The sequence below is a fragment of the Flavobacterium sp. PMTSA4 genome, from assembly GCF_032098525.1.
GTDB classification, from domain to species: Bacteria; Bacteroidota; Bacteroidia; order Flavobacteriales; family Flavobacteriaceae; genus Flavobacterium; species Flavobacterium capsici.
This window is the reverse complement of sequence record NZ_CP134890.1, coordinates 1,053,820-1,077,957: the sequence shown is the minus strand read 5'-3', so window position 1 is coordinate 1,077,957 and position 24,138 is coordinate 1,053,820. Positions and strand designations below refer to the sequence as shown.

The following is a 24,138-nucleotide window of genomic DNA, read 5'->3' as shown; positions in this document are numbered from 1 at the left end:
ACAGCCGTTTTAATGGAGACATTAAAACAAAATAAGAGAGTAAGTAAGTCGCAAGAAATTAAGACTAGCCTTTGTCTAAAAATACAAAAAATATACGATGAAGAGTTTGATCCTGGCTCAGGATGAACGCTAGCGGCAGGCCTAACACATGCAAGTCGAGGGGTAGAGGAAGCTTGCTTCCTTGAGACCGGCGCACGGGTGCGTAACGCGTATGCAATCTACCTTGTACAGGGGAATAGCCCAGAGAAATTTGGATTAATGCCCCATGGTATTATTGAATGGCATCATTTAATAATTAAAGTTCCAACGGTACAAGATGAGCATGCGTCCTATTAGTTAGTTGGTGTGGTAACGGCACACCAAGACGATGATAGGTAGGGGTCCTGAGAGGGAGATCCCCCACACTGGTACTGAGACACGGACCAGACTCCTACGGGAGGCAGCAGTGAGGAATATTGGACAATGGGCGCAAGCCTGATCCAGCCATGCCGCGTGCAGGAAGACGGTCCTATGGATTGTAAACTGCTTTTATACAGGAAGAAACACTGGTTCGTGAACCAGCTTGACGGTACTGTAAGAATAAGGATCGGCTAACTCCGTGCCAGCAGCCGCGGTAATACGGAGGATCCAAGCGTTATCCGGAATCATTGGGTTTAAAGGGTCCGTAGGCGGCCTTATAAGTCAGTGGTGAAATCTTCTAGCTCAACTAGAAAATGGCCATTGATACTGTAGGGCTTGAATTATTGTGAAGTAACTAGAATATGTAGTGTAGCGGTGAAATGCTTAGATATTACATGGAATACCAATTGCGAAGGCAGGTTACTAACAATACATTGACGCTGATGGACGAAAGCGTGGGGAGCGAACAGGATTAGATACCCTGGTAGTCCACGCCGTAAACGATGGATACTAGCTGTTTGGAGTAATCTGAGTGGCTAAGCGAAAGTGATAAGTATCCCACCTGGGGAGTACGAACGCAAGTTTGAAACTCAAAGGAATTGACGGGGGCCCGCACAAGCGGTGGAGCATGTGGTTTAATTCGATGATACGCGAGGAACCTTACCAAGGCTTAAATGTAGATTGATAGGTTTGGAAACAGACTTTTCTTCGGACAATTTACAAGGTGCTGCATGGTTGTCGTCAGCTCGTGCCGTGAGGTGTCAGGTTAAGTCCTATAACGAGCGCAACCCCTGTTGTTAGTTGCCAGCGAGTCAAGTCGGGAACTCTAACAAGACTGCCAGTGTAAACTGTGAGGAAGGTGGGGATGACGTCAAATCATCACGGCCCTTACGCCTTGGGCTACACACGTGCTACAATGGACGGTACAGAGAGCAGCCACTGCGCAAGCAGGAGCGAATCTATAAAACCGTTCTCAGTTCGGATCGGAGTCTGCAACTCGACTCCGTGAAGCTGGAATCGCTAGTAATCGGATATCAGCCATGATCCGGTGAATACGTTCCCGGGCCTTGTACACACCGCCCGTCAAGCCATGGAAGCTGGGGGTACCTGAAGTCGGTGACCGTAAGGAGCTGCCTAGGGTAAAACTAGTAACTGGGGCTAAGTCGTAACAAGGTAGCCGTACCGGAAGGTGCGGCTGGAACACCTCCTTTCTAGAGACAAAAAAAGGAAAGAATTACTTATTGAGATTAATTTACTCTCGCTGTTAGTTCAAAATAAAACAAAGCAAAATAATACAGAGTCTCGTAGCTCAGCTGGTTAGAGTACTACACTGATAATGTAGGGGTCGGCAGTTCGAGTCTGCCCGGGACTACTTATTTTAGCTTTAAAAGGAAATTCTAGAAGTTGGAATTCACCAAAAGAAATTAGAGACACAATTCATATATCTAAAATCTGAATTCAAAAATCTAAAATTGAAATGGGGGATTAGCTCAGCTGGCTAGAGCGCCTGCCTTGCACGCAGGAGGTCATCGGTTCGACTCCGATATTCTCCACATTCGCAAAAGCGAAAAAGTTCATTGACATATTGAGATAAAAACATTTAAAAAGTAGAAAGTACATTAAATATGTGATTTATCATGTATTTATAATAAAGTCCTAAGTATTTTTATAATATTTAGGCGGCACATAAGCAAAATAAGGGCGTATGGGGAATGCCTAGGCTCTCAGAGGCGAAGAAGGACGTGATAAGCTGCGAAAAGCTACGGGGATTGGCACACACGAATTGATCCGTAGATATCCGAATGGGGCAACCCGGCATGTTGAAGACATGTCATCCTGATAAGGAAGCAAACCCGCTGAACTGAAACATCTAAGTAGGCGGAGGAGAAGAAAACAAAAGTGATTCCGTAAGTAGTGGCGAGCGAACGCGGATTAGCCCAAACCAATGTTGTTACGGCAAGATTGGGGTTGTAGGACCACGACATTTGATGCGGATTGAATTAGAATAACTTGGAAAGGTTAACCATAGAGGGTGATAGTCCCGTATAAGTAAGAAAAGATATCAATAGTGGTATCCTGAGTAGGGCGGGGCACGTGAAACCCTGTCTGAATTTGGCGGGACCATCCGCTAAGGCTAAATACTCCTGAGAGACCGATAGTGAACCAGTACCGTGAGGGAAAGGTGAAAAGAACCGTGAATAACGGAGTGAAATAGATCCTGAAACCATACGCTTACAAGCGGTCGGAGCCCTTTAGTGGGGTGACGGCGTGCCTTTTGCATAATGAGCCTACGAGTTAACGTTGCTGGCAAGGATAAGCAATTAAGTTGTGGATCCGTAGCGAAAGCGAGTCTGAATAGGGCGCTTTAGTCAGTAGTGTTAGACGCGAAACCGTGTGATCTACCCATGGGCAGGATGAAGCTGTGGTAACACATAGTGGAGGTCCGAACCGGTTGACGTTGAAAAGTCTTCGGATGACCTGTGGGTAGGGGTGAAAGGCCAATCAAACTCGGAAATAGCTCGTACTCCCCGAAATGCATTTAGGTGCAGCGCTGGAGATAAGTTATATAGAGGTAGAGCTACTGATTGGATGCGGGGGCTTCACCGCCTACCAATTCCTGACAAACTCCGAATGCTATATAATGTTTACCAGCAGTGAGGGCATGGGTGCTAAGGTCCATGTCCGAGAGGGAAAGAACCCAGACCATCAGCTAAGGTCCCCAAATGTATGCTAAGTTGAAAAAACGAGGTTTGTCTGCCCAGACAGCTAGGATGTTGGCTTGGAAGCAGCCATTCATTTAAAGAGTGCGTAACAGCTCACTAGTCGAGCGGACGAGCATGGATAATAATCGGGCATAAGCATACTACCGAAGCTATGGATTTGTAGTAATACAAGTGGTAGGGGAGCATTCTAACAGGGTTGAAGGTATTTCGTAAGGGGTGCTGGACTGGTTAGAAAAGAAAATGTAGGCATAAGTAACGATAATGCGGGCGAGAAACCCGCACACCGAAAGACTAAGGTTTCCTCAGCTATGCTAATCAGCTGAGGGTTAGTCGGGTCCTAAGGCGAACCCGAAAGGGACAGTCGATGGCCAACGGGTTAATATTCCCGTACTACTGTTAATTGTGATGGGGTGACGGAGTGATGAAAGTACCGCGAACTGACGGAAGTGTTCGTTGAAGGTTGTAGCTATATTCTTGGTAGGCAAATCCGCCGAGAATGGTAAAGACTGATAGTACTCGGAGTCTTCGGACAAAGAGATAGTGTACCTAAGGGCTTCCAAGAAAAACCTCTAAACTTAGATTAACAGTACCCGTACCGTAAACCGACACAGGTAGTCGAGGAGAGAATCCTAAGGTGCTCGAGAGATTCATGGCTAAGGAATTAGGCAAAATAGACCTGTAACTTCGGGAGAAAGGTCGCCAGCAGCAATGCTGGCCGCAGTGAAAAGGTCCAGGCGACTGTTTATCAAAAACACAGGGCTCTGCAAAATCGTAAGATGAAGTATAGGGCCTGACACCTGCCCGGTGCTGGAAGGTTAAGAGGAGATGTTATCTTCGGAGAAGCATTGAATTGAAGCCCCAGTAAACGGCGGCCGTAACTATAACGGTCCTAAGGTAGCGAAATTCCTTGTCGGGTAAGTTCCGACCTGCACGAATGGTGTAACGATCTGGACACTGTCTCAGCCATGAGCTCGGTGAAATTGTAGTATCGGTGAAGATGCCGATTACCCGCAGTGGGACGAAAAGACCCTGTGCACCTTTACTATAGCTTAGTATTGGTCTTGGATAAGTGATGTGTAGGATAGGTGGGAGACTTTGAAGTGGCGTCGCTAGGCGTTGTGGAGTCATTGTTGAAATACCACCCTTTGCTTATCTGAGATCTAACCCCGTAATGCGGGGGACATTGCTTGGTGGGTAGTTTGACTGGGGTGGTCGCCTCCAAAAGAGTAACGGAGGCTTCTAAAGGTTCCCTCAGCACGCTTGGTAACCGTGCGTAGAGTGCAATGGCATAAGGGAGCTTGACTGAGAGACATACAGGTCGATCAGGTACGAAAGTAGAGCATAGTGATCCGGTGGTTCCGCATGGAAGGGCCATCGCTCAAAGGATAAAAGGTACGCCGGGGATAACAGGCTGATCTCCCCCAAGAGCTCATATCGACGGGGGGGTTTGGCACCTCGATGTCGGCTCGTCACATCCTGGGGCTGGAGAAGGTCCCAAGGGTTGGGCTGTTCGCCCATTAAAGTGGCACGCGAGCTGGGTTCAGAACGTCGTGAGACAGTTCGGTCTCTATCTACTGCGGGCGTTAGAAATTTGAGTGGATCTGATTCTAGTACGAGAGGACCGAATTGGACAAACCTCTGGTGTATCTGTTGTTCCGCCAGGAGCACTGCAGAGTAGCTACGTTTGGAAGGGATAAGCGCTGAAAGCATATAAGCGCGAAACCCACCACAAGATGAGATTTCTTTTAAGGGTCGTGGAAGATGACCACGTTGATAGGCTATAGATGTAAAGGCAGTAATGTCATAGTCGAGTAGTACTAATAACCCGTTAGCTTATGTATAAGTCCCGAGCCTTTCGGCTCGGGCGAAACTTTCTTTAAATTATTTATCTCAGTATGTTAAGATATTGTGTAATGTTGTCCGCCACGGCGGATACCCTTGCAAACCAGTTTAAGGTGGTTATTGCGTCGGGGCTCACCTCTTCCCATTCCGAACAGAGAAGTTAAGCCCGACTGCGCAGATGGTACTGCAGTTATGTGGGAGAGTATGTCGCCGCCTTTTTTTTGAAAACCCTTACTATTTTTAGTAAGGGTTTTTTATTTTTAATAAGTTTAAGTCTAGTGGTTTATAAAATTATTTTTTTTATAAATTATTTGATTTGTAATAATTACAACAATTATTTAATGGGCAGATATCACATTTTGGATTGGTTGGTCTGCAAATCTCTCTGCCAAGGAATGAAATTGACATTCCAATTTCTCCCCAGATTTCTTTTGGTAGTTTTTCCATTAATTGTTTTTCAACTTTATTACCATCTTTAGATTCATTAATAATTCCAATTCTTGGAGCAACTCTGATTACATGTAAATCAGCGATTATACCTTCAGCAGGTTGATTTGTTTCTCGAAGTATAACATTTGCTGATTTTCTTCCTATACCTTTAAGAGCGATAAGATCTGATAGGTTTGTTGAAATATTTTTATCTTCTTTTAGTTCTTGGGCAATTTGTATTAACCAACTTGCTTTGGTTCCAAAATTTCTAACTTTAGAAATATATGGAATTAGAGCTTCAGTATTTGAAACTGACATACTTTCTAAATTTGGATAAACTTCAAATAGTGATGGAGCTATTTTATTAATATTAGCATCTGAATCTTGAGCAGAAAGAATTACCATTATCATTAATTGATATGGGTTTTGATAATTCAATGGATGCTTTTTGTCTTTGTACAACTCTAGAATTGGTCTAAGTTTTTCTGCCCATTTTTGTTTGTCATTATTTAAATCCATCTTATAATTGTTTTAAATATTCTTAATTATTCTATATTGTTAAATTCATATTTGAAGTTTTAATGAATATATTGTTAAAATCAATCAAATTGAATTACTGTTATTGATGAAATTGCTTCAAGAAAAACTAACTGTAAAGAGAATTGTTTTAGGAATTTTCAAAGAATCTTTCAGTTTTTCGATTTTTTTTGATATTTCAATAAATTTTGGCGTAGTTTTTAACTTGTATTAATTTTTTCTAACTTACAACTTCTTAAAATTACATAAATAAATGCAAAATCAAACGCGTATTGTCATAGAAAATGTAAAACCACAACTAGATAGTGGTGTTTTTTTTATCAAAAGAATTATAGGTCAAAAAGTAGTAGTTACAGCAAATGTTTTTTCTGACGGTCATGATGTTGTGGCTTGTTCGGTTAAATTTAAACATGAAAAGGAGAAAAAATGGCAAGAAGTTAGAATGACTGAAACTGGAAATGACGAATGGATAGCAGAATTTAAAGTTGAAAAACAAGGCTTTTACACCTATTTTGTGGAAGGTTGGGTAGATTATGCTCTAAATTGGCAACATGGCACAGAGAGAAAAATTAATGATAATCAGCATGTGAAATCTGAGTTACTTGAAGGCGCAGAATATTGTCAAGCTATTTTGAAAGAAGTTTCTAAAGATGAAAAAGCTTTTTTGAATAATGCAATAAAAGCTTTTCAAGATGAAAAAAGATATAATGAAGCCATTGCTATTGCTTTATCAAAAGAGTTGCATGATATTTTTTATGCACACCCAACGAGAACTTTAGCAAATAATTCTATTGAATTGAAAGTATATGTTGATAGAAAGAAAGCATTATTCAGTACATGGTATGAGTTTTTTCCACGTTCTGCATCAGAAGTAAAAGGAAAGCATGGAACTTTTAAAGATTGTGAAAAATTATTACCTCGTGTGGCTTCTATGGGTTTTGATACCTTATATTTTCCGCCAATTCATCCTATTGGAGAAGTAAACAGAAAAGGAAAAAACAATGCTACGAATGCACAACCTGGCGATGTTGGTTCGCCTTGGGGAATTGGTTCAAAACACGGTGGACACAAATTTACTCATCCTGAATTGGGAACTATTGATGATTTCAAATCATTAGTAAAAGCAGCAAAGAAGTTAGGAATTGAGGTTGCAATGGATTATGCTTTGCAAGCAGCACCAGATCATCCTTATGTGAAGGATTTTCCTCAGTGGTTCAAATGGCGACCAGATGGAACAGTTCAATATGCCGAAAATCCCCCCAAAAAATACCAAGATATTCAACCAATATATTTTGAAAGTGGTGATTGGAAAAATCTTTGGAAAGAGTTGTTGGATGTTGCTTTGTTTTGGGTTGAAGAATGTGATATCAGAGTTTTTAGAGTTGATAATCCGCATACAAAACCGTTTTATTTTTGGGGTTGGCTGATTGCTGAAGTAAAGAAAAAGCATCCTGATGTGTTGTTTTTAGCAGAAGCATTTACTCGACCTAAGATTATGAATGAATTGGCAAAGCAAGGTTTTACTCAGTCATACACTTATTATACATGGCGAAATTCAAAAGCGGAATTGATTGAATATTTAGAAGAGTTAACCAAATCGGAACAGAAAGAATATTTCCGACCAAATTTTTGGCCAAATACACCAGACATTTTACCTTATGCATTACAAAGTGGTATGGAAAGCGTTTATCTGCACAAATACTTTTTGGCAGCAACGTTGAGTTCTAGTATTGGTTTGTATGGACCGGTTTATGAATACATGATTTCAGATGCGATGCCAGGTAAAGAAGAATATTTGAACTCTGAAAAATACGAAGTGTATCATTGGGATTGGACTATTCAAAACAAATTGGTCACTGTAATTTCTCGTTTGAATAGAATTAGACATGAGCAACCATCTTTGCAACAAACTAATAATATTGAGTTTTGCGCTACGGATAACGACCAAGTTATTGCTTATTATAAATATGATGATGATAAACTTGATGAAACTTTAATGATTTGTAATATTGATCCCTATTATCCAAAACAAGCTTGGGTTCAATTGCCATTAAAGTCTTTAAAAGTGCAACCAGGTCAACCGATTAAAGTGGTTGATTTGATAACTGGAAACAGTTATATATGGGATAAAGAATGGAATTTTGTAGAGTTACATCCATCATTACCATTCCACTTATTTAAGATTATTAAATAGTTTAACTAAAACATAAACTATCATGGAAACCACTAGCCAAGAAACTTTTACCACACCTTTTATTTTTAAAACTGATTGGAAAACTGCATTTGAAGATGATGAATTCAGTAAGATTTTTTCATCTGATATACTTGAAAATTATATTATCAATAAGCGTTGGTATGGTGGAAAAGCGAGTACGCTAAAGTATATTGAGATAGTTGACCATTTTAAAATTACTTCGGGGAAAAACAATTATTATGGTGTTTTGATTGAAGTGAATTTCAAAGAAGCTTTTTATCAGCATTATTTTATGCCATTGGCTTTTATGGCAGAAGAAGAATTGGATACTAATACGATAATTGCACCGGTTCAGTTCGGGAAACAGAAAGGTTTTTTGGTAGATGCTTTGCATCAAGAAGATTTCAGGAAGTTGCTTTTTGATAATATTGTTAGAGCGAAAGAAAGTCCTGCGTTTAAACTTGTTTTTCATAAAGGAGTGAAGTTTGAAGACAAAGAATACAGGTCATCAAAGTTCATGGGATTGGAGCAGAGCAATACTTCCATAATATATAACGATTCGTTTGTGTTGAAGATTTTCAGGAGAATTTATGTGAGTACGAATCCTGATTATGAGATTAGTAGATTCCTTACTGAAAGAATGAATTTTGAAAGTTCGCCGGCATATACTGGAAGTATTAATTTACATCTGCCTGAAGGAAGCATAACACTTGGTTTGATGCAAGAATTGGTTCCTAATCAAGGTGATGCGTGGAAGTTTATGTTAGAAGAAATTGACGGAGTTTTTAATAATTTGAAAACTAAGAAGATTAAAATTGATAAACTGCCTGATATTCCTTTGTTTAAACGATTGAAGATAAATGAAATTCCGCCAGAGATTATTGATTGGGTAGGATTGAGTCTGTTTTTAAAGTTGCAAACCTTAGCAAAACGTACTGCTGAAATGCATATTGCATTGGGAAGTGACATTCATGATACAGCTTTTACACCTACGACTTATAATGGTGATTATACCGTTTGGTTGAAAAACCGAATGTTGTATCAGTTTCAGAATAGATTGAATATTATTGAAAATAGTTTGCATAAACTTGATGGATTGGCTTTGGAATTAGCGCATCAATTTATGGAAAACAAGAAACTGGTTCGTAAGCATTTTGTGGATTTTGATTGGACCAAAATGAAGAGTGAACGCATCAGAATTCATGGCGATTATCATCTTGGACAAGTGTTGGTGAATGGTGATGATTTTTATATCCTTGATTTTGAAGGTGAACCCGAAAGCACTATTCGTGATAGAAAGGTGAAACAGCCGCCGTTGAAAGATGTTGCAGGTTTGTTTCGTTCGTTTCATTATGCTATTTATGCGACGATTTTTAATAATAAAGACAAGTATCCTTTTGAACAAGAGCAATTGTTTAAGGCAGCCGAAATATTGTTTAATTATTTTGTTGGTGCTTTTTTGCAAACCTATGTAGAGAAGGCGCAAGAAGGCAATTTAAACATTGGCTATGACCATGAGATTGAGTTTTTATTGAAATATTGTTTGATTGAGAAAGCAGTATATGAGTTAGGCTATGAGTTGAACTCGAGACCACGCTGGGCAGTCATACCGTTGAGAGGAATTCAGAGTATAATGAAATATTAAAAATATAAAGAAACATTTATAGTTTCAAAAAACAATAAAAATGAATCAAGTACAAGTACATTCGCTTTTTACAGAATTTGATATTAATTTATTCAAAGCAGGAAAACATTTTAAGCTTTATGAAAAACTAGGTGCGCATGTTACCGAAGTGAATGGAGTGAAAGGAGTTTATTTTGCGGTTTGGGCACCAGCGGCACGGTCGGTTTCGGTGGTTGGTGATTTTAATTACTGGATTCAAGGCGAGCATATTTTGAATGTCAGATGGGATGGTTCTGGAATTTGGGAAGGGTTTATTCCTGGAGTAGATAAAGGAACGACGTATAAATATAAAATTCAGTCGAATAATAACGGGATTATTACTGAGAAAGCCGATCCGTTTGCTTTGTATTGCGAGCATCCGCCACAAACAGCTTCGGTTATTTGGGATTTGGAGTATAAGTGGAAGGACAAAAAATGGATGGACAGCCGAAAGGATAAGAATGGTTTGGACAAACCTTTTTCGGTATATGAAGTGCATCTTGGTTCGTGGCGCAGGAATGGTGATGGAAAGTTTTTGACGTATGTTGAAATGGCGGAGCAATTGGTTGCCTATGTAAAGGAAACTGGTTTTACGCATGTGGAGTTTATGCCTGTGATGGAATATCCTTATGATCCATCATGGGGTTATCAGTTGGTGGGTTATTTTGCGCCAACATCACGATTTGGAAAGCCGCAGGATTTTATGCTTTTGGTAGATAAATTACACCAAGCAGGAATTGGAGTGATTTTGGATTGGGTGCCGTCGCATTTTCCTGAAGATGCGCATGGTTTGGGCTTTTTTGATGGTTCAAACTTATATGAGCATCCCGATAGACGAAAAGGTTTTCATCCGGATTGGAAGAGTTTAGTTTTTAATTATGGACGAAATGAAGTACGTTCGTTTTTGATAAGTAATGCGATATTTTGGTTAAGTCAATATCATGTTGATGGACTGCGCGTTGATGCTGTAGCTTCGATGTTGTATTTAGACTATTCTAGAAAAGATGGCGAATGGGAACCTAATATATATGGCGGAAGAGAAAACTTGGATACCATTAGTTTCTTAAAAGATTTTAACGAAGCTGTGTATTCTAATTTTCCAGATGTGCAAACTATAGCCGAAGAAAGCACCAGTTTCCCGATGGTTTCTAGACCAACTTTTCTTGGAGGATTAGGATTTGGGATGAAATGGATGATGGGTTGGATGCACGATACGTTACAATACTTCAAAAAAGAACCAGTTTACCGTCGTTTTCATCAAAATGATTTGACTTTTTCGATGACGTATGCGTTTACAGAGAATTTTATGTTGCCGTTATCGCATGATGAAGTAGTTTATGGAAAAAAATCGATTTTAGGAAGAATGCCTGGCGATGAATGGCAGCGTTTTGCAAATCTTCGTTTGTTGTATGGTTATATGTTTACGCATCCTGGAACGAATTTGTTATTTATGGGTGCTGAATTTGGACAAAGTAGCGAATGGAATTTTGAAGGAAGTTTGGATTGGCATTTGCTGCAATATGGTTTTCATAAAGGAATAAAAAATTGCATCACGGATTTGAATACTTTGTATAAAGACAATCCTGCGTTTTATGAGAAGCAATTTTCAGTAGAAGGTTTTGAATGGATTAACTATTCAGATGCTGAAAATGCGGTTTTGAGTTACATCAGAAAAGGAACTAACGAAAAAGAGAATATGATTGTGGTTTGTAATTTCACTCCAGTGGTACGAACCAATTACCGTATTGGACTGACTACTAAAGGTAAACTAACAGAAATATTTAACTCGGATAACAAAGAATATGGTGGAAGCGGAGTTTCAAATCCAAAAGCGATAAAGATTGATAAAACACCTTGGAACTGGAAAGATTACTCAGCTGAGATTACTTTGCCACCATTAGGCGTTACTGTTTTCAAGATTTCTTAATACTACATAATAAAAGGATGATTCTAGGAAAGTTGGTTTTGATGAAAAACCAACTTTTTTAGTTTATAAACAACGAAAACGTTTGAGTTGAAAACTACTTTGGATACTTAGGAGTATTTCGTTTTCAAGTTTGTAAATTTGACGAACTACCTAAAATAAAATGCATGATAACGAATACCGAATTAGAATATAAAGGTGATCAATTTCCATCAAAAATAGTTTCATTTGAACAAGATGTAGACAGTATTTATTTCTATACTGACAATAATGTAATTCTAAAAGTTACAATTCTAAGAGATAGTTTAATTCGATTTAGATATACAACCAAAGGATATTTTAGCAATGATTTTTCATATGCTATTGATAAAACGCAATCACACGGTTACAATCAACTTGAAGTTACAGAAGAACCAACTTTTTATCTGATAAAAACGAGTAAAGTGTTTTGTAGAATAAACAAACACGATGTTAGGGTTTTTATTTATGACATTGACGGAACACCAATTCTTGAAGATGAAATTGGTTTCCATTGGGAAGAATGTTATGAACACGGTGGAAACATTGTGAAAATGAGTAAAATTTCTAAAGATGGAGAAAGTTTCTACGGATTAGGTGATAAAGCAACTCATTTAAATTTAAAAGGAAAGCGACTAGAAAATTGGGCAACCGACCAATATGCATTTCATAAAGACCAAGAACCGTTATATAAAGTGGTTCCTTTCTACATTGGTTTGCATCATAACAAAGCCTATGGTATTTTCTTTGACAATACGTTTAGAACTTTCTTTGATTTTTGTCATGAACGAAGAAATGTTTCTAGTTTTTGGGCTGAAGGTGGCGAAATGAATTACTACTTTTTCTATGGACCAAAAATGAGCGATGTAGTTAAAACCTATACTCATTTAACAGGAAAACCAGAATTACCACCAATGTGGACTTTGGGTTATCATCAATGTAAATGGAGTTATTATCCAGAAAGTAAAGTAAAAGAAATTACAAGTAAATTCAGAGAATTGCGAATTCCTTGTGATGCCATCTATTTAGATATTGATTATATGGAAGGTTTTCGATGTTTTACTTGGAGCAAAGAATATTTTCCTGAACCAAAAAGAATGGTTGCTGAATTAGCAAAAGATGGTTTTAAAACTGTGGTTATTATTGACCCAGGAATAAAAATAGATAAAGATTATTGGGTTTATCAAGAAGCGTTAGAAAAAGAATATTTCTGTCGTAGAGCTGATGGACCATACATGAAAGGAAAAGTTTGGCCAGGCGAATGTAATTTTCCAGATTATACTAATCCAGAAGTTCGCGAATGGTGGGCAGGATTATTCAAAGAGTTAATTGCTGAAATAGGAGTAAAAGGTGTTTGGAACGATATGAACGAACCAGCAGTTATGGATGTTCCTGGGAAAACTTTCCCAAATGATGTGCGTCATAATTATGATGGAAATAATTGTAGTCATAGAAAAGCACACAACATTTATGGAACACAAATGGCAAGAGCAACTTATGAAGGTGTAAAACGATTTGCGTATCCAAAACGACCATTTATTATAACTCGTTCAGCTTATTCGGGTGCACAACGATATACTTCATCATGGACTGGAGATAATGTAGCTTCATGGGAACATTTATGGATTGCAAACATTCAAATGCAAAGAATGTCAATTTCTGGAATGGGTTTTACAGGTTCTGATATTGGTGGATTTGCAGAGCAACCATCAGGTGAATTGTATGCACGTTGGATTCAGTTAGGAGTTTTTCATCCATTTTGCAGAACCCATTCTTCAGGTGATCATGGAGAACAAGAACCTTGGTCTTTTGGGGAAGAAGTAATAGATATTACGAGAAAGTTTGTTGAGTTACGTTATCAATTGTTACCTTATTTATATACTATGTTTTGGCAATATGTAAATGATGGAACGCCTATGTTGAAACCATTAGTTTACTTTGATCAAGATGATTTTCACACACATTACAGAACAGACGAGTTTATTTTTGGAAATCAAATTTTAGTTTGTCCAATTTTAGAACCAAATGCACAAGGAAGAAGAATGTATTTGCCAAAAGGTAATTGGTATAATTACTGGACGCACGAATTGATTGAAGGTAAAAAAGAGCTTTGGGTTAATACTAAATTTGATGAAATTCCAGTATTTGTTAAAGAAGGTGCCATTATTCCAAAATATCCAGTACAACAATACGTTGGTGAAATTCAATTTGACGAATTGACCTTGGATGTATATTTTAAATTAGGAAAAGAAAAATCATTAGTTTACGAAGACGCAACTGATGGTTATGATTATAATAAAGGAAGATTTTCTTTAAGAACATTTACTTTAACCGGAAAAGACAAAGAGTTAATTATCCAGCAACATAAAGAAGGAGATTTTGAAACTCAATATTCGAAATTTAAGATAAACCTAAATTGTTTGCCTTTTAAAATTAAAAGAATAGAGTTAGATAAAGAGAAATTAACTTTAGATAAAGTTCAAATCAAAGGTGATAATTCCTTAATAATTGATAAAGATTTTACAGAGTTGCATATTTTTGGGTCTTAGATTTTGTAAGTTTGTAAGAATTCAAATTATATTGATATACTATAATTATTTTGCAAAATTATGTAGTAATGGTTTATGCAATATTGGTTAAATTTGGATGTAAATTTTTTTAATAAGTCTAATATCATGAAAAAAAGAGTATTATTTATTGTTTTGACCACATTGTTTTTAGTTTTTTCTTGTGCAAAAAATCCTTTCACAGGAAAAAGTACAATGGCATTGGTTGATAATAGTCAAATTTTTCCATCAGCTTTTCAACAATACAATCAATTTTTGACTGAAAATAAGGTCATTGCTGGAACAACAGATGCAAAAAGAGTTGAAAATGTTGGAATGAAAATCAAAGCAGCAGCCGAAAAATGGTTAAATGCTAACGGATATACAGAATATCTGAAAGATTATAAATGGGAATATAAATTGGTTGATAGTAAAGATGTAAACGCATGGTGTATGCCAGGAGGAAAAATTGTAGTTTACACAGGAATTCTTCCAATTACTAAAGATGATGCAGGTTTAGCAACAGTTATGGGACACGAAGTTTCACATGCTTTGGCTAATCATGGTCAACAAAGAATGAGTGCAGGAATTCTTCAACAAGCTGGAGCTGCTGGAGTTGCTTTAGCAACAGGAAGTAAAAGCGAAGAAACTCAACAAATAGCTATGTTAGCCTATTCAGGAGTTTCACAATATGGAGGAATGCTGCCTTTTAGTAGAAATCATGAAAGTGAAGCTGATATGATTGGATTGAAATTAATGGCAATTGCAGGTTATAATCCAGAAGAAGCAATTAATTTTTGGTCAAGAATGTCTGCTGCTTCAGGCGGAAATAAGCCACCAGAGTTTATGAGTACGCATCCATCAGATGAAACAAGGATTGCAAATTTGAGAAGAATGATTCCAGAAGCTAAGGCAGAAGCTTTAAAATTTGGAGTTGTTTTTAAATAAATAAAAAGACTATATTTAGTCCCGTCAAGTAATTTTATTTGACGGGATTTTTAATTTAATACATATGCCAACACTTCCAAAAGGTCATCCAAAGTTGCTTAATGCTTGGGCATTCTATGATTGGGCTAATTCAGTATATAGTTTAGTAATTGCTTCGGCAGTTTTTCCAATTTTTTATAATGCTTTGTTTACTAAAGAAAATCCATATGTGGAGTTGTTTGGGCATAATTTTAAAAATTCTGCATTGATAAGTTTTATTACTGCAGCTGCTTTTTTATGTGTAGCACTTTTTTCTCCATTGCTGTCTGGAATTGCAGATTATATGGGAAACAAAAAGATATTTATGCGTATTTTTAATTATGTAGGAGCGCTTTCATGTATTGGATTGTATTTTTTTGATTTGCAGAATATTGGTTTAGGGTTAACGTTTTACTTTTTTGGATTAATTGGATTTTGGGGAAGTTTGGTTTTTTATAATTCCTATTTGCCAGACATTGCGTTTCCTGAGCAACAAGATAGTGTTAGTGCTAAAGGATATTCATTAGGATACATAGGTAGTGTTTTGCTTTTAGTTATTAACATTGCAATGGTAATGAAGCCTGAATGGTTTCATATATTAGATGAACTCGGAAATCCAGCATCAATGAAAGCTATGCGTTATTCTTTTGCAATGGTTGGAATATGGTGGATTGTTTTTAGTAAATACACCTATTATTATTTACCAAAAGGAAATTCAAATAATGCCAAAGTAAATCTTTCGGTTATTTTTAATGGATTTCGAGAACTTAAAAAAGTTTGGAAAATACTTCAAACAGAAGTTCCATTAAAAAGATATTTAGTCAGTTTCTTCGTTTTCAGTATGGCAGTTCAAACGGTAATGTTAGTTGCAACCTATTTTGGTGCACAAGAAATTGCTTGGAAAGATTCCGATGAAAGTCAAAAAGGATTAATTACATGTATATTATTAATCCAATTAATAGCAATTTTAGGTGCATTTTTAACATCTAGAGCTTCTGCAAAATATGGAAACATCAAAGTGTTATTATTTTTAAATGCTTTTTGGATGATTTTATGTGCTTTTGCTTATTTTATCACATTACCTATTGAATTTTATATTTTAGCAGCATTGGTTGGATTAGTTATGGGAGGAATTCAGTCATTAGCAAGGTCTACCTATTCAAAATTTTTACCTGAAACAAAAGATACAGCATCTTTTTTTAGTTTTTATGATGTTGCCGAAAAAATTGGAATTGTAATTGGAATGTTAGTGTATGGATTAATCGATCAAATCACTGGAAGCCCAAGATTTGCTATTGTATTTTTGGCATTATTTTTCTTGTCTGGGTTTTTATTATTATTGAGAATTCCAAAAAAATTAGTGTCGTAAGTTGAAAAAAATTATATTTGGGAAAAATTATTTTAAAGTTATGAAAAACATAAAAATTATAGGAAGTTTATTGTTGCTTTTTACTGCGATAACTTTTACATCTTGTGACAACGAACCTATAGATCCAGCTATTAATTTAGATGATTTTGGAGGCGGAAATACTCCTGGAGTTTTTACTGCAAAAATTGGAAGCGAAAATTTTAATGCAAATCAGTTAATTGATGCAGATTATACAGATACATCTTTTGGAACACAATTGAGTATTGTTGGTCTTACTTCTACTGGAAAAACAATGACTATAATAGTTATGAATCCTACTGTTGGAACTAGAACAGCGAGTAGTAACCTTTCAACATTACTTTCGTTTGATTATGCAGCCAGTGCAAACGACATGTATAGTTCATTAAATGCTTCTACTTCTCAATATAATGGAACTTTAACTATTACAGAATTTAATTTATCTACTAAAAAAATATCTGGAACTTTCAGTTATACTGGTTATGGAGTTTTGTCTAGTACTGCTCAAATTCAAGTTACAGAAGGTGTTTTAAGTAATATTACTTTTACTGATGCTACAGCTGGAGGTAATTCTGGAGGAGGAAATAATAATCCGCCAGCGGTTTTTAAGGCTGATTTTAATAACTCTACTTGGACAGCAACTCAAGCAGTTGCTGAAGTTTCTCCTAATTTTATACAAATTGCTGGTCTAAAAGCCAATGGTGAGAATTTCTTGTTTTTAGTTGAAGCAGTTGGAGGTGTTGGAACTTATCCTGCTAATGTAAATATTTTAGCTTACACACCGCCAAATTCTGAATACGGATATTGGTCAGTGAACACAAATAATCCTACTGAAAATACAGGTTCAATAACCATAACAAATATTAATACAACTGCTAAAACTATTTCTGGGACTTTTAATTTCAAAGGTTATTGGTCTGATAGCAGTGTAACAACTATTCCTCCAGTGCAATTTACAAATGGTGTATTTACTAATATTCCATATACTGATCAAGCTAGTAGCGGTGATTCATTTTATGCAAAAGTTAATGGAACTGAATTTGTAGATGTTGATTTATTAACACTAGAGTTAGGGATTAATGGGCAAGATTATATAAGTATTGGAGCTCAAGACGCAGCATTTAATTCAATGACTGTATCTGTAAGAACAAATTTAGGAGCAGGATCATATACAATTACTGGTAATGATGCTACTGATGTAGTGCAAATAATTTATAGTGTTAATGATATTGACTATAAAGCTGTTTCAGGTAATGTCACTATTACTGAAAAAACAGCCACTAGAATTAAAGGAACATTTAATGGTGTTACTAATGGTTCATCACCATTTACAATTACTCAAGGAACATTTGATGTTGAATATTAATATTCAATTTAAATCAATAGAAAATCCGCCAAATTGGCGGATTTTTTTTATGGCATAATGATTGACTATTTACATTGAAATTGAAATTATTTTCAATTAATTCATATGGATTAGCTTGTATTTAGTCGATTTTAATTTATTGCTTTAAAAACTTCATCTACATTTGTAGTCCATTTGTTGGTTATAACTATAAAATATCTTTTAAAATAAAATTCATGTCAAAGCATAATATAATCTCAATAGACAATTTGTCACTTCAAGAATTTGATACCGAAGCCGAATTAATTCCACTTTTGACTCCGGAAGATGAGGAAGAAATGAATAAAGAAGAATTACCCGATTCTTTACCCATTTTATCAGTTAGAAATACAGTATTATTTCCTGGAGTTGTTATTCCAATTTCTGCAGGAAGAGATAAGTCTATCAAATTAATTAATGATGCAAATGCTGGAAATAAAATTATTGGAGTAGTTGCTCAAATGAATGAAGAGGTTGAAGATCCATCAAAAAATGATATTTACCCAATTGGAACTGTCGCAAAAATTCTTAGAGTTTTAAAAATGCCAGATGGAAATATCACCGTTATTCTTCAAGGAAAGAAGCGCTTTGAGATTGATGCAGTAGTTTCAGAAATGCCATATATAAGAGCTACAGTTAAAGAAGTTGAAGAACTTCGTCCTAGTAAAGTTGATACTGAATTTTCAACGATAGTCGATTCGATTCGTGAGCTAGCAATTCAAATCATTAAGGAAAGTCCAAATATTCCAACTGAGGCTACTTTTGCTATAAAAAATATAGAGAGTCAATCATTTTTAATAAATTTTGTTTCTTCTAACATGAACCTAACGGTAAAAGAAAAGCAAGATTTATTAATGATTAATGCTTTGAAAGAACGAGCACTTGAAACTTTACGTTTCATGAATATTGAGCTTCAAAAACTAGAATTGAAGAATGATATTCAATCTAAAGTTCGTTTTGATTTAGACCAACAACAACGTGAATATTTCTTGCACCAGCAAATGAAAACCATTCAAGAAGAATTAGGTGGAGTTTCAAACGAGCAGGAAATTGAAGATATGCGTGAGAAAGCAAAATCTAAAAAATGGGATTTAAAAGTTGCGAATCATTTTGAAAAAGAATTGTCAAAATTGCAACGAATGAATCCACAAGCGCCAGATTTTGGAATTCAAAGAAATTATTTAGAATTGTTTTTAGAATTGCCATGGGATAATTTTTCAAAAGATAATTTTGATTTAAAACGAGCTCAAAAAATAATAGATAGAGATCATTTTGGACTGGAAGATGTAAAGAAAAGAATCATTGAGCACTTGGCTGTTTTGAAACTTCGTAACGACATGAAATCGCCAATAATTTGTTTAACTGGTCCTCCGGGAGTTGGAAAAACTTCAATTGGTAAATCAATTGCTGAGGCTTTGGGTAGAGAATATGTTCGTATATCGCTTGGCGGTTTGCGTGATGAAGCTGAAATTCGAGGTCATAGAAAAACTTATATCGGAGCAATGCCAGGAAGAATTATTCAAAGTATAAAAAAAGCAGGAACTTCGAATCCGGTTTTTGTTTTGGATGAGATTGATAAATTATCAAATTCAAATCAAGGCGATCCTTCATCAGCTTTACTTGAAGTTCTTGATCCTGAGCAAAACAGTGAGTTTTATGATAATTTCCTAGAAATGGGTTATGATTTGTCTAAAGTCATGTTTATTGCTACTTCAAACAATATGTCAACCATTCAGCCTGCTTTAAGAGATAGAATGGAAGTAATAAAAATGAGTGGTTATACTATTGAAGAAAAAGTTGAAATTGCTCGTCAACATTTATTTCCAAAGCAATTGAAAGAACATGGTTTAAACACAAAAGATTTGTCGATTGGTAAAAGGCAATTAGAAAAAATTGTTGAAGGTTATACAAGAGAATCTGGAGTTAGAAATTTAGAACAAAAAATCGCTCAAGTAATTAGAAATGCTGCAAAATCAATAGCTTTAGAAGAAGAATACAACAAAAAAGTTACCGATGAAGATATTGTAAAAATTTTGGGTACTCCAAGATTAGAGCGCGATAAATATGAAAATAATGATGTTGCAGGTGTTGTTACCGGTTTAGCATGGACTTCAGTTGGTGGTGATATTTTATTTATAGAATCTTTAATTTCAGCTGGAAAAGGAACATTAACCATGACAGGAAACTTGGGTAATGTTATGAAAGAATCAGCGACAATTGCATTAGAATATATTAAAGCAAATGCTGGTCTTTTTGGTCTTGATGCTGAAATAATTTCAAAATACAATATACATCTTCACGTTCCAGAAGGAGCAACTCCAAAAGATGGACCAAGTGCAGGAATTGCAATGTTGACTTCTTTAGTGTCATTACTTACACAGAAAAAAGTGAAGAAAAGTATTGCTATGACGGGAGAAATTACGCTTAGAGGAAAAGTTTTGCCTGTTGGTGGAATTAAAGAAAAAATATTAGCAGCTAAAAGAGCAAATATTAAGGAAATTATACTTTGTCACGAAAATAAAAGTGATGTTGAGGAAATAAATCCTGAATATTTAGAAGGTATCACTTTTCATTATGTGAAAGTTATGAAAGAAGTGATTGATGTTGCTTTGACTGATCAAAAAGTCAAGAATGCAAAAAAGCTATAAATAAATTCAAAATATAAAAAAGGCGTAAGTGTTTAATCTAAAACTTACGCCTTTTTTTTCACTTTGGTCTTACGATATAAAATAATATCTTCGCTTTTTCGTTATAGTATATAAATTGCTATACTTTTCTATGATAAAAAAAATTGCTTGTACTTTATTTATTGTCTCTAATTTGACGGTTTTTGGTCAAGTTGGTGGACGTTCAGTATATCAATTTTTAAATTTAGTAACGTCTCCAAGACAAGCTGCATTGGGCGGAAAGACTATCACTATTTATGATAATGATGTTAATCAAGCTCATTTTAATCCAGCAACTATTAATGCAGAAATGGACAATCATTTGGCATTAAATTATGGAAGTTATTATGGTGATGTAACTTATGGTACAGCAGCTTACGCTTATACTTACGATAGACATTTACAAACATTTCATGCTGGAGTAAATTATGTTAACTATGGAAAGTTTGATGGTTATGACGAAAACGGTCAGCCTACATCAAGTTTTACAGGTAGTGATATTTCACTTTCTTTTGGTTATGCTTATAATATTCCTTTTTCAAGTTTTTATGTTGGAGCAAATGCAAAATTGATTTCGTCAACTTTAGAAAGTTATAATTCATTTGGTGCGGCAATTGATATTGGTGGTTTGTTTATTGATGAACGAAACGACGTGAATTGGGCTTTGGTTATTAGAAACATAGGAACTCAAATTACTCCTTATGCTGAAACTAGGGAAAAATTACCTTTAGAAGTTTTGGTTGGAGTTTCTCAATTAATGGAAAATGTTCCTATTCGTTGGCATTTAACTTTAGAAAATATGCAGCAATGGCAAGTTGCTTTTTCAAATCCAAATCGCGCAGAAGGTTCACTTGATGGAGGTTCAACACCTGAGAAAGTATCATTTTTTAATAATGCTTTACGTCATATTGTTGTTGGTGCCGAATTATTTCCTGATAAAGGATTTAATTTAAGATTAGGTTATAATTTTCGTCGTGCAGAAGAATTACGTATCTTGGAGCAGCGAAATTTTTCAGGAATTTCAGTTGGTATCGGATTGAAAATAAGAAAGTTAAAGTTTAATTATTCTTATTCAAGATATACCTTAGCTGCAAACACAAGTCTTTTTGGACTAACAATTGATTTTTCGGATAACAGTTTTTAAAATATTACTTTGAAACCAAAGGTTCACGAACACCAATAATTATAGAAAAATTGTGAGTAAAAAAATTACCATTGCCATTGATGGATTTTCATCAACAGGAAAAAGCACTTTAGCCAAACAGCTGGCAAATCATTTAGGTTATGTATATGTTGATACTGGTGCAATGTATCGAGCTGTTACTTATTTTGCCATGCAAAATGGTTATATAACTTCCGATTATTTCGATAAAGAAACTTTAATCAATAGCCTGCCATTTATAAAATTACATTTTGAATTCAATCCAAAAGTTGGTTTTGGAGAAATTTTTTTGAATGGTGAAAATGTTGAAAATCAAATACGAACTATGGAAGTTTCTGGCAATGTTAGTCGTGTTGCTGAAGTTTCTGAAGTGCGTTCAAAATTGGTGGAACAACAGCAGGAAATGGGTAAAGAAAAAGGAATTGTTATGGACGGTCGCGATATTGGAACTGTTGTTTTTCCTGATGCTGAACTTAAAATATTTATGAACGCTAGTCTTGAAACTCGTGCACAACGACGATTTGATGAACTAAGAAGCAAAGGTCAGGAAGTTTCATTTGAAGAAGTTTTAAAAAACGTTCAAGAACGTGATTACATTGATACACACCGAGAAGATTCACCTTTAGTGAAAGCAAAAGATGCCATTGAAATTGACAATTCTAACTTAGATAGAGAGCAACAATTTCAAAAAGTTTTACAATTAGTTGACACTACTTCGAAATCGTTATAATTTTTTGTTTATCTCAATTTAAATAGTAGATTTACGAGCTATTTTTTAACCAAAATAAATTGTAAAACTATATTGTATGAGTATTAAATTAAGATTAACATTCATGAGCTTTCTTCAGTTCTTTGTTTGGGGTGCATGGTTGATAACTGTTGGGAATTATTGGTTTGGAACAAAACATTGGAGTGGAGAACAATTTGGGGCTATATTTTCAACACTAGGATTATCTTCTATTGTAATGCCAGCACTTACTGGAATTATTGCTGACAAATGGATAAACGCAGAAAAATTATATGGATTATTACATATTTTAAGCGGTTTAGCACTTTTGTATATTCCACAAGTTGACAATCCAATTACTTTTTATTACGTGATTTTTGCGGCAATGATTTGTTATATGCCTACAATTTCATTGTCAAATTCGGTTGCGTATACGATATTAAAAAACAATCAATTTGATGTTGTAAAAGTGTTTCCGCCAATTCGTGTTTGGGGAACAATTGGTTTTATTGCTGCTATGTGGTTAACTAATTTAACCGGCAATAAAGCATCTTTTAACATGTTTTATATTGCAGCATTTGCAGCTTTTGCATTAGGTTTTTATTCGTTTACTTTACCTAAATGTCCGCCACAAAAATTAATTTCTGAAAATGCTTCAATAGTTGAAAAATTAGGTTTAAACGCTTTTAAACTTTTTGGTACTTATAAAATGGCATTATTCTTTATTTTTTCAATGTTTCTTGGTGGAGCATTGCAATTAACAAATATGTATGGAGATGTTTATTTATCTGAATTTGCTGGCATTCCTGAATATGCTGATTCATTTGTTGTAAAATACTCAACTATAATAATGTCAATTTCTCAAATCTCAGAAACGTTATTCATTTTGGCAATTCCATTTTTCTTAAAAAGATTTGGTATCAAGCAAGTGATGTTAATATCTATGTTTGCTTGGGTATTACGTTTTGGATTGTTTGCTTATGGAAATCCAACAGATGGTTTATGGATGATTATTATGTCTTGTATAGTTTATGGTATGGCATTCGATTTCTTTAATATTTCGGGTTCATTGTTTGTTGAAACAACTACTGACTCAAAAATTCGTTCCTCAGCACAAGGTTTGTTTATGATGATGTCTAATGGATTTGGAGCTTTTTTTGGTGGTTTAATCAGCGGAATTGTTATTGATGAGTTTTTTACAAAAGATGGTATTCGCAATTGGCACGATATCTGGCTTTCTTTTGCAGGTTATGCATTAGTAATTGCGATTCTATTTGCAGTAATGTTTAAACACAAACATAATCCAGAAGAAGTAGTTAATGTAGGTCATTAAATTACTTTTAAAGTATATACAGTAAACCCTTTTAGATAAGTAAATTCTAAAAGGGTTTATTGTTGTTATAAATCAGTCTATTTTCTTTAGATAATTGTTTTGTAATTAAATAATTATGATTACTTTTGCATTCCTTTTGGCGAAGAAGAGTTTCCACTAGGTATCAACATTTTATATATAAACACTGTTGTGTTTTACTCGCATCAAGAAACTCAATAAACACAGCATACAAATTTTT

At 35.3% G+C, this 24,138-nt stretch carries 12 protein-coding genes, 2 tRNA genes and 3 rRNA genes; 16 read left to right on the top strand and 1 reads right to left on the bottom strand.

Annotated elements, in window-relative coordinates; translation table 11 throughout:
- Window positions 1-94 precede the first annotated feature (94 nt).
- The 5 genes from RN605_RS04970 (at window position 95) to rrf (ending at window position 5,183) form a co-directional block, all read left to right on the top strand.
- Window positions 95-1,610 (top strand): 16S ribosomal RNA (locus RN605_RS04970).
- Window positions 1,611-1,697: 87 nt separating this feature from the next.
- Window positions 1,698-1,771 (top strand) — tRNA-Ile (locus RN605_RS04965).
- Window positions 1,772-1,878: 107 nt separating this feature from the next.
- Window positions 1,879-1,952 (top strand) — tRNA-Ala (locus RN605_RS04960).
- A 131-nt stretch (window positions 1,953-2,083) separates the two neighbouring features.
- Window positions 2,084-4,963, top strand: a 23S ribosomal RNA gene (locus tag RN605_RS04955).
- 110 nt (window positions 4,964-5,073) lie between these two features.
- Window positions 5,074-5,183, top strand: a 5S ribosomal RNA gene (gene rrf, locus RN605_RS04950).
- The 16S, 23S and 5S rRNA genes sit together here with 2 tRNA genes alongside, the layout of an rRNA operon.
- 81 nt (window positions 5,184-5,264) lie before the next feature.
- Here rrf and RN605_RS04945 read toward each other — a convergent pair.
- On the bottom strand, window positions 5,265-5,912 hold the full coding sequence (locus RN605_RS04945; RefSeq protein ID WP_313322747.1) for an endonuclease III domain-containing protein: 648 nt from the start codon (window positions 5,910-5,912) through the stop codon (window positions 5,265-5,267).
- Between the two features lie 271 nt (window positions 5,913-6,183).
- On the opposite strand from RN605_RS04945, the gene RN605_RS04940 reads away from it, so the two are divergent.
- The 11 genes from RN605_RS04940 to RN605_RS04890 all read left to right on the top strand — a co-directional run bounded on the left by RN605_RS04940 (window position 6,184) and on the right by RN605_RS04890 (window position 23,900).
- Entirely contained in the window at window positions 6,184-8,124 is a 1,941-nt protein-coding gene (locus RN605_RS04940; protein WP_313322745.1) for an alpha-1,4-glucan--maltose-1-phosphate maltosyltransferase, read from the top strand.
- A gap of 22 nt (window positions 8,125-8,146) precedes the next feature.
- Window positions 8,147-9,769 (top strand): maltokinase N-terminal cap-like domain-containing protein, encoded by a 1,623-nt coding sequence (locus tag RN605_RS04935; protein WP_313322743.1) that lies wholly within the window; start codon window positions 8,147-8,149, stop codon window positions 9,767-9,769.
- Between the two features lie 40 nt (window positions 9,770-9,809).
- On the top strand, window positions 9,810-11,714 hold the full coding sequence (glgB, locus tag RN605_RS04930; protein ID WP_313322741.1) for a 1,4-alpha-glucan branching protein GlgB: 1,905 nt from the start codon (window positions 9,810-9,812) through the stop codon (window positions 11,712-11,714).
- A gap of 164 nt (window positions 11,715-11,878) precedes the next feature.
- Window positions 11,879-14,278: a glycoside hydrolase family 31 protein gene (locus RN605_RS04925; RefSeq protein WP_313322739.1), complete on the top strand. Its 2,400-nt coding sequence runs from the start codon at window positions 11,879-11,881 to the stop codon at window positions 14,276-14,278.
- 126 nt (window positions 14,279-14,404) lie between these two features.
- Window positions 14,405-15,223: a M48 family metallopeptidase gene (locus RN605_RS04920; protein WP_313322737.1), complete on the top strand. Its 819-nt coding sequence runs from the start codon at window positions 14,405-14,407 to the stop codon at window positions 15,221-15,223.
- Between the two features lie 64 nt (window positions 15,224-15,287).
- Window positions 15,288-16,610, top strand: a complete 1,323-nt coding sequence (locus RN605_RS04915; RefSeq protein ID WP_313322736.1) for an MFS transporter — start codon at window positions 15,288-15,290, stop codon at window positions 16,608-16,610.
- Window positions 16,611-16,650: 40 nt separating this feature from the next.
- On the top strand, window positions 16,651-17,994 hold the full coding sequence (locus RN605_RS04910; protein WP_313322734.1) for a DUF6252 family protein: 1,344 nt from the start codon (window positions 16,651-16,653) through the stop codon (window positions 17,992-17,994).
- A gap of 215 nt (window positions 17,995-18,209) precedes the next feature.
- Window positions 18,210-20,660 (top strand): endopeptidase La, encoded by a 2,451-nt coding sequence (lon, locus tag RN605_RS04905; RefSeq protein ID WP_313322732.1) that lies wholly within the window; start codon window positions 18,210-18,212, stop codon window positions 20,658-20,660.
- Between the two features lie 130 nt (window positions 20,661-20,790).
- Complete coding sequence (gene porQ / locus RN605_RS04900) at window positions 20,791-21,822, top strand: type IX secretion system protein PorQ (RefSeq protein ID WP_313322730.1); 1,032 nt, start codon at window positions 20,791-20,793, stop codon at window positions 21,820-21,822.
- Window positions 21,823-21,874: 52 nt separating this feature from the next.
- Entirely contained in the window at window positions 21,875-22,570 is a 696-nt protein-coding gene (gene cmk, locus RN605_RS04895; RefSeq protein WP_313322728.1) for a (d)CMP kinase, read from the top strand.
- A gap of 76 nt (window positions 22,571-22,646) precedes the next feature.
- Window positions 22,647-23,900 carry a nucleoside permease gene (locus RN605_RS04890; protein ID WP_313322726.1) on the top strand — a complete coding sequence of 418 codons (1,254 nt, stop codon included), beginning with the start codon at window positions 22,647-22,649 and terminating at the stop codon, window positions 23,898-23,900.
- Window positions 23,901-24,138: the final 238 nt, after the last annotated feature.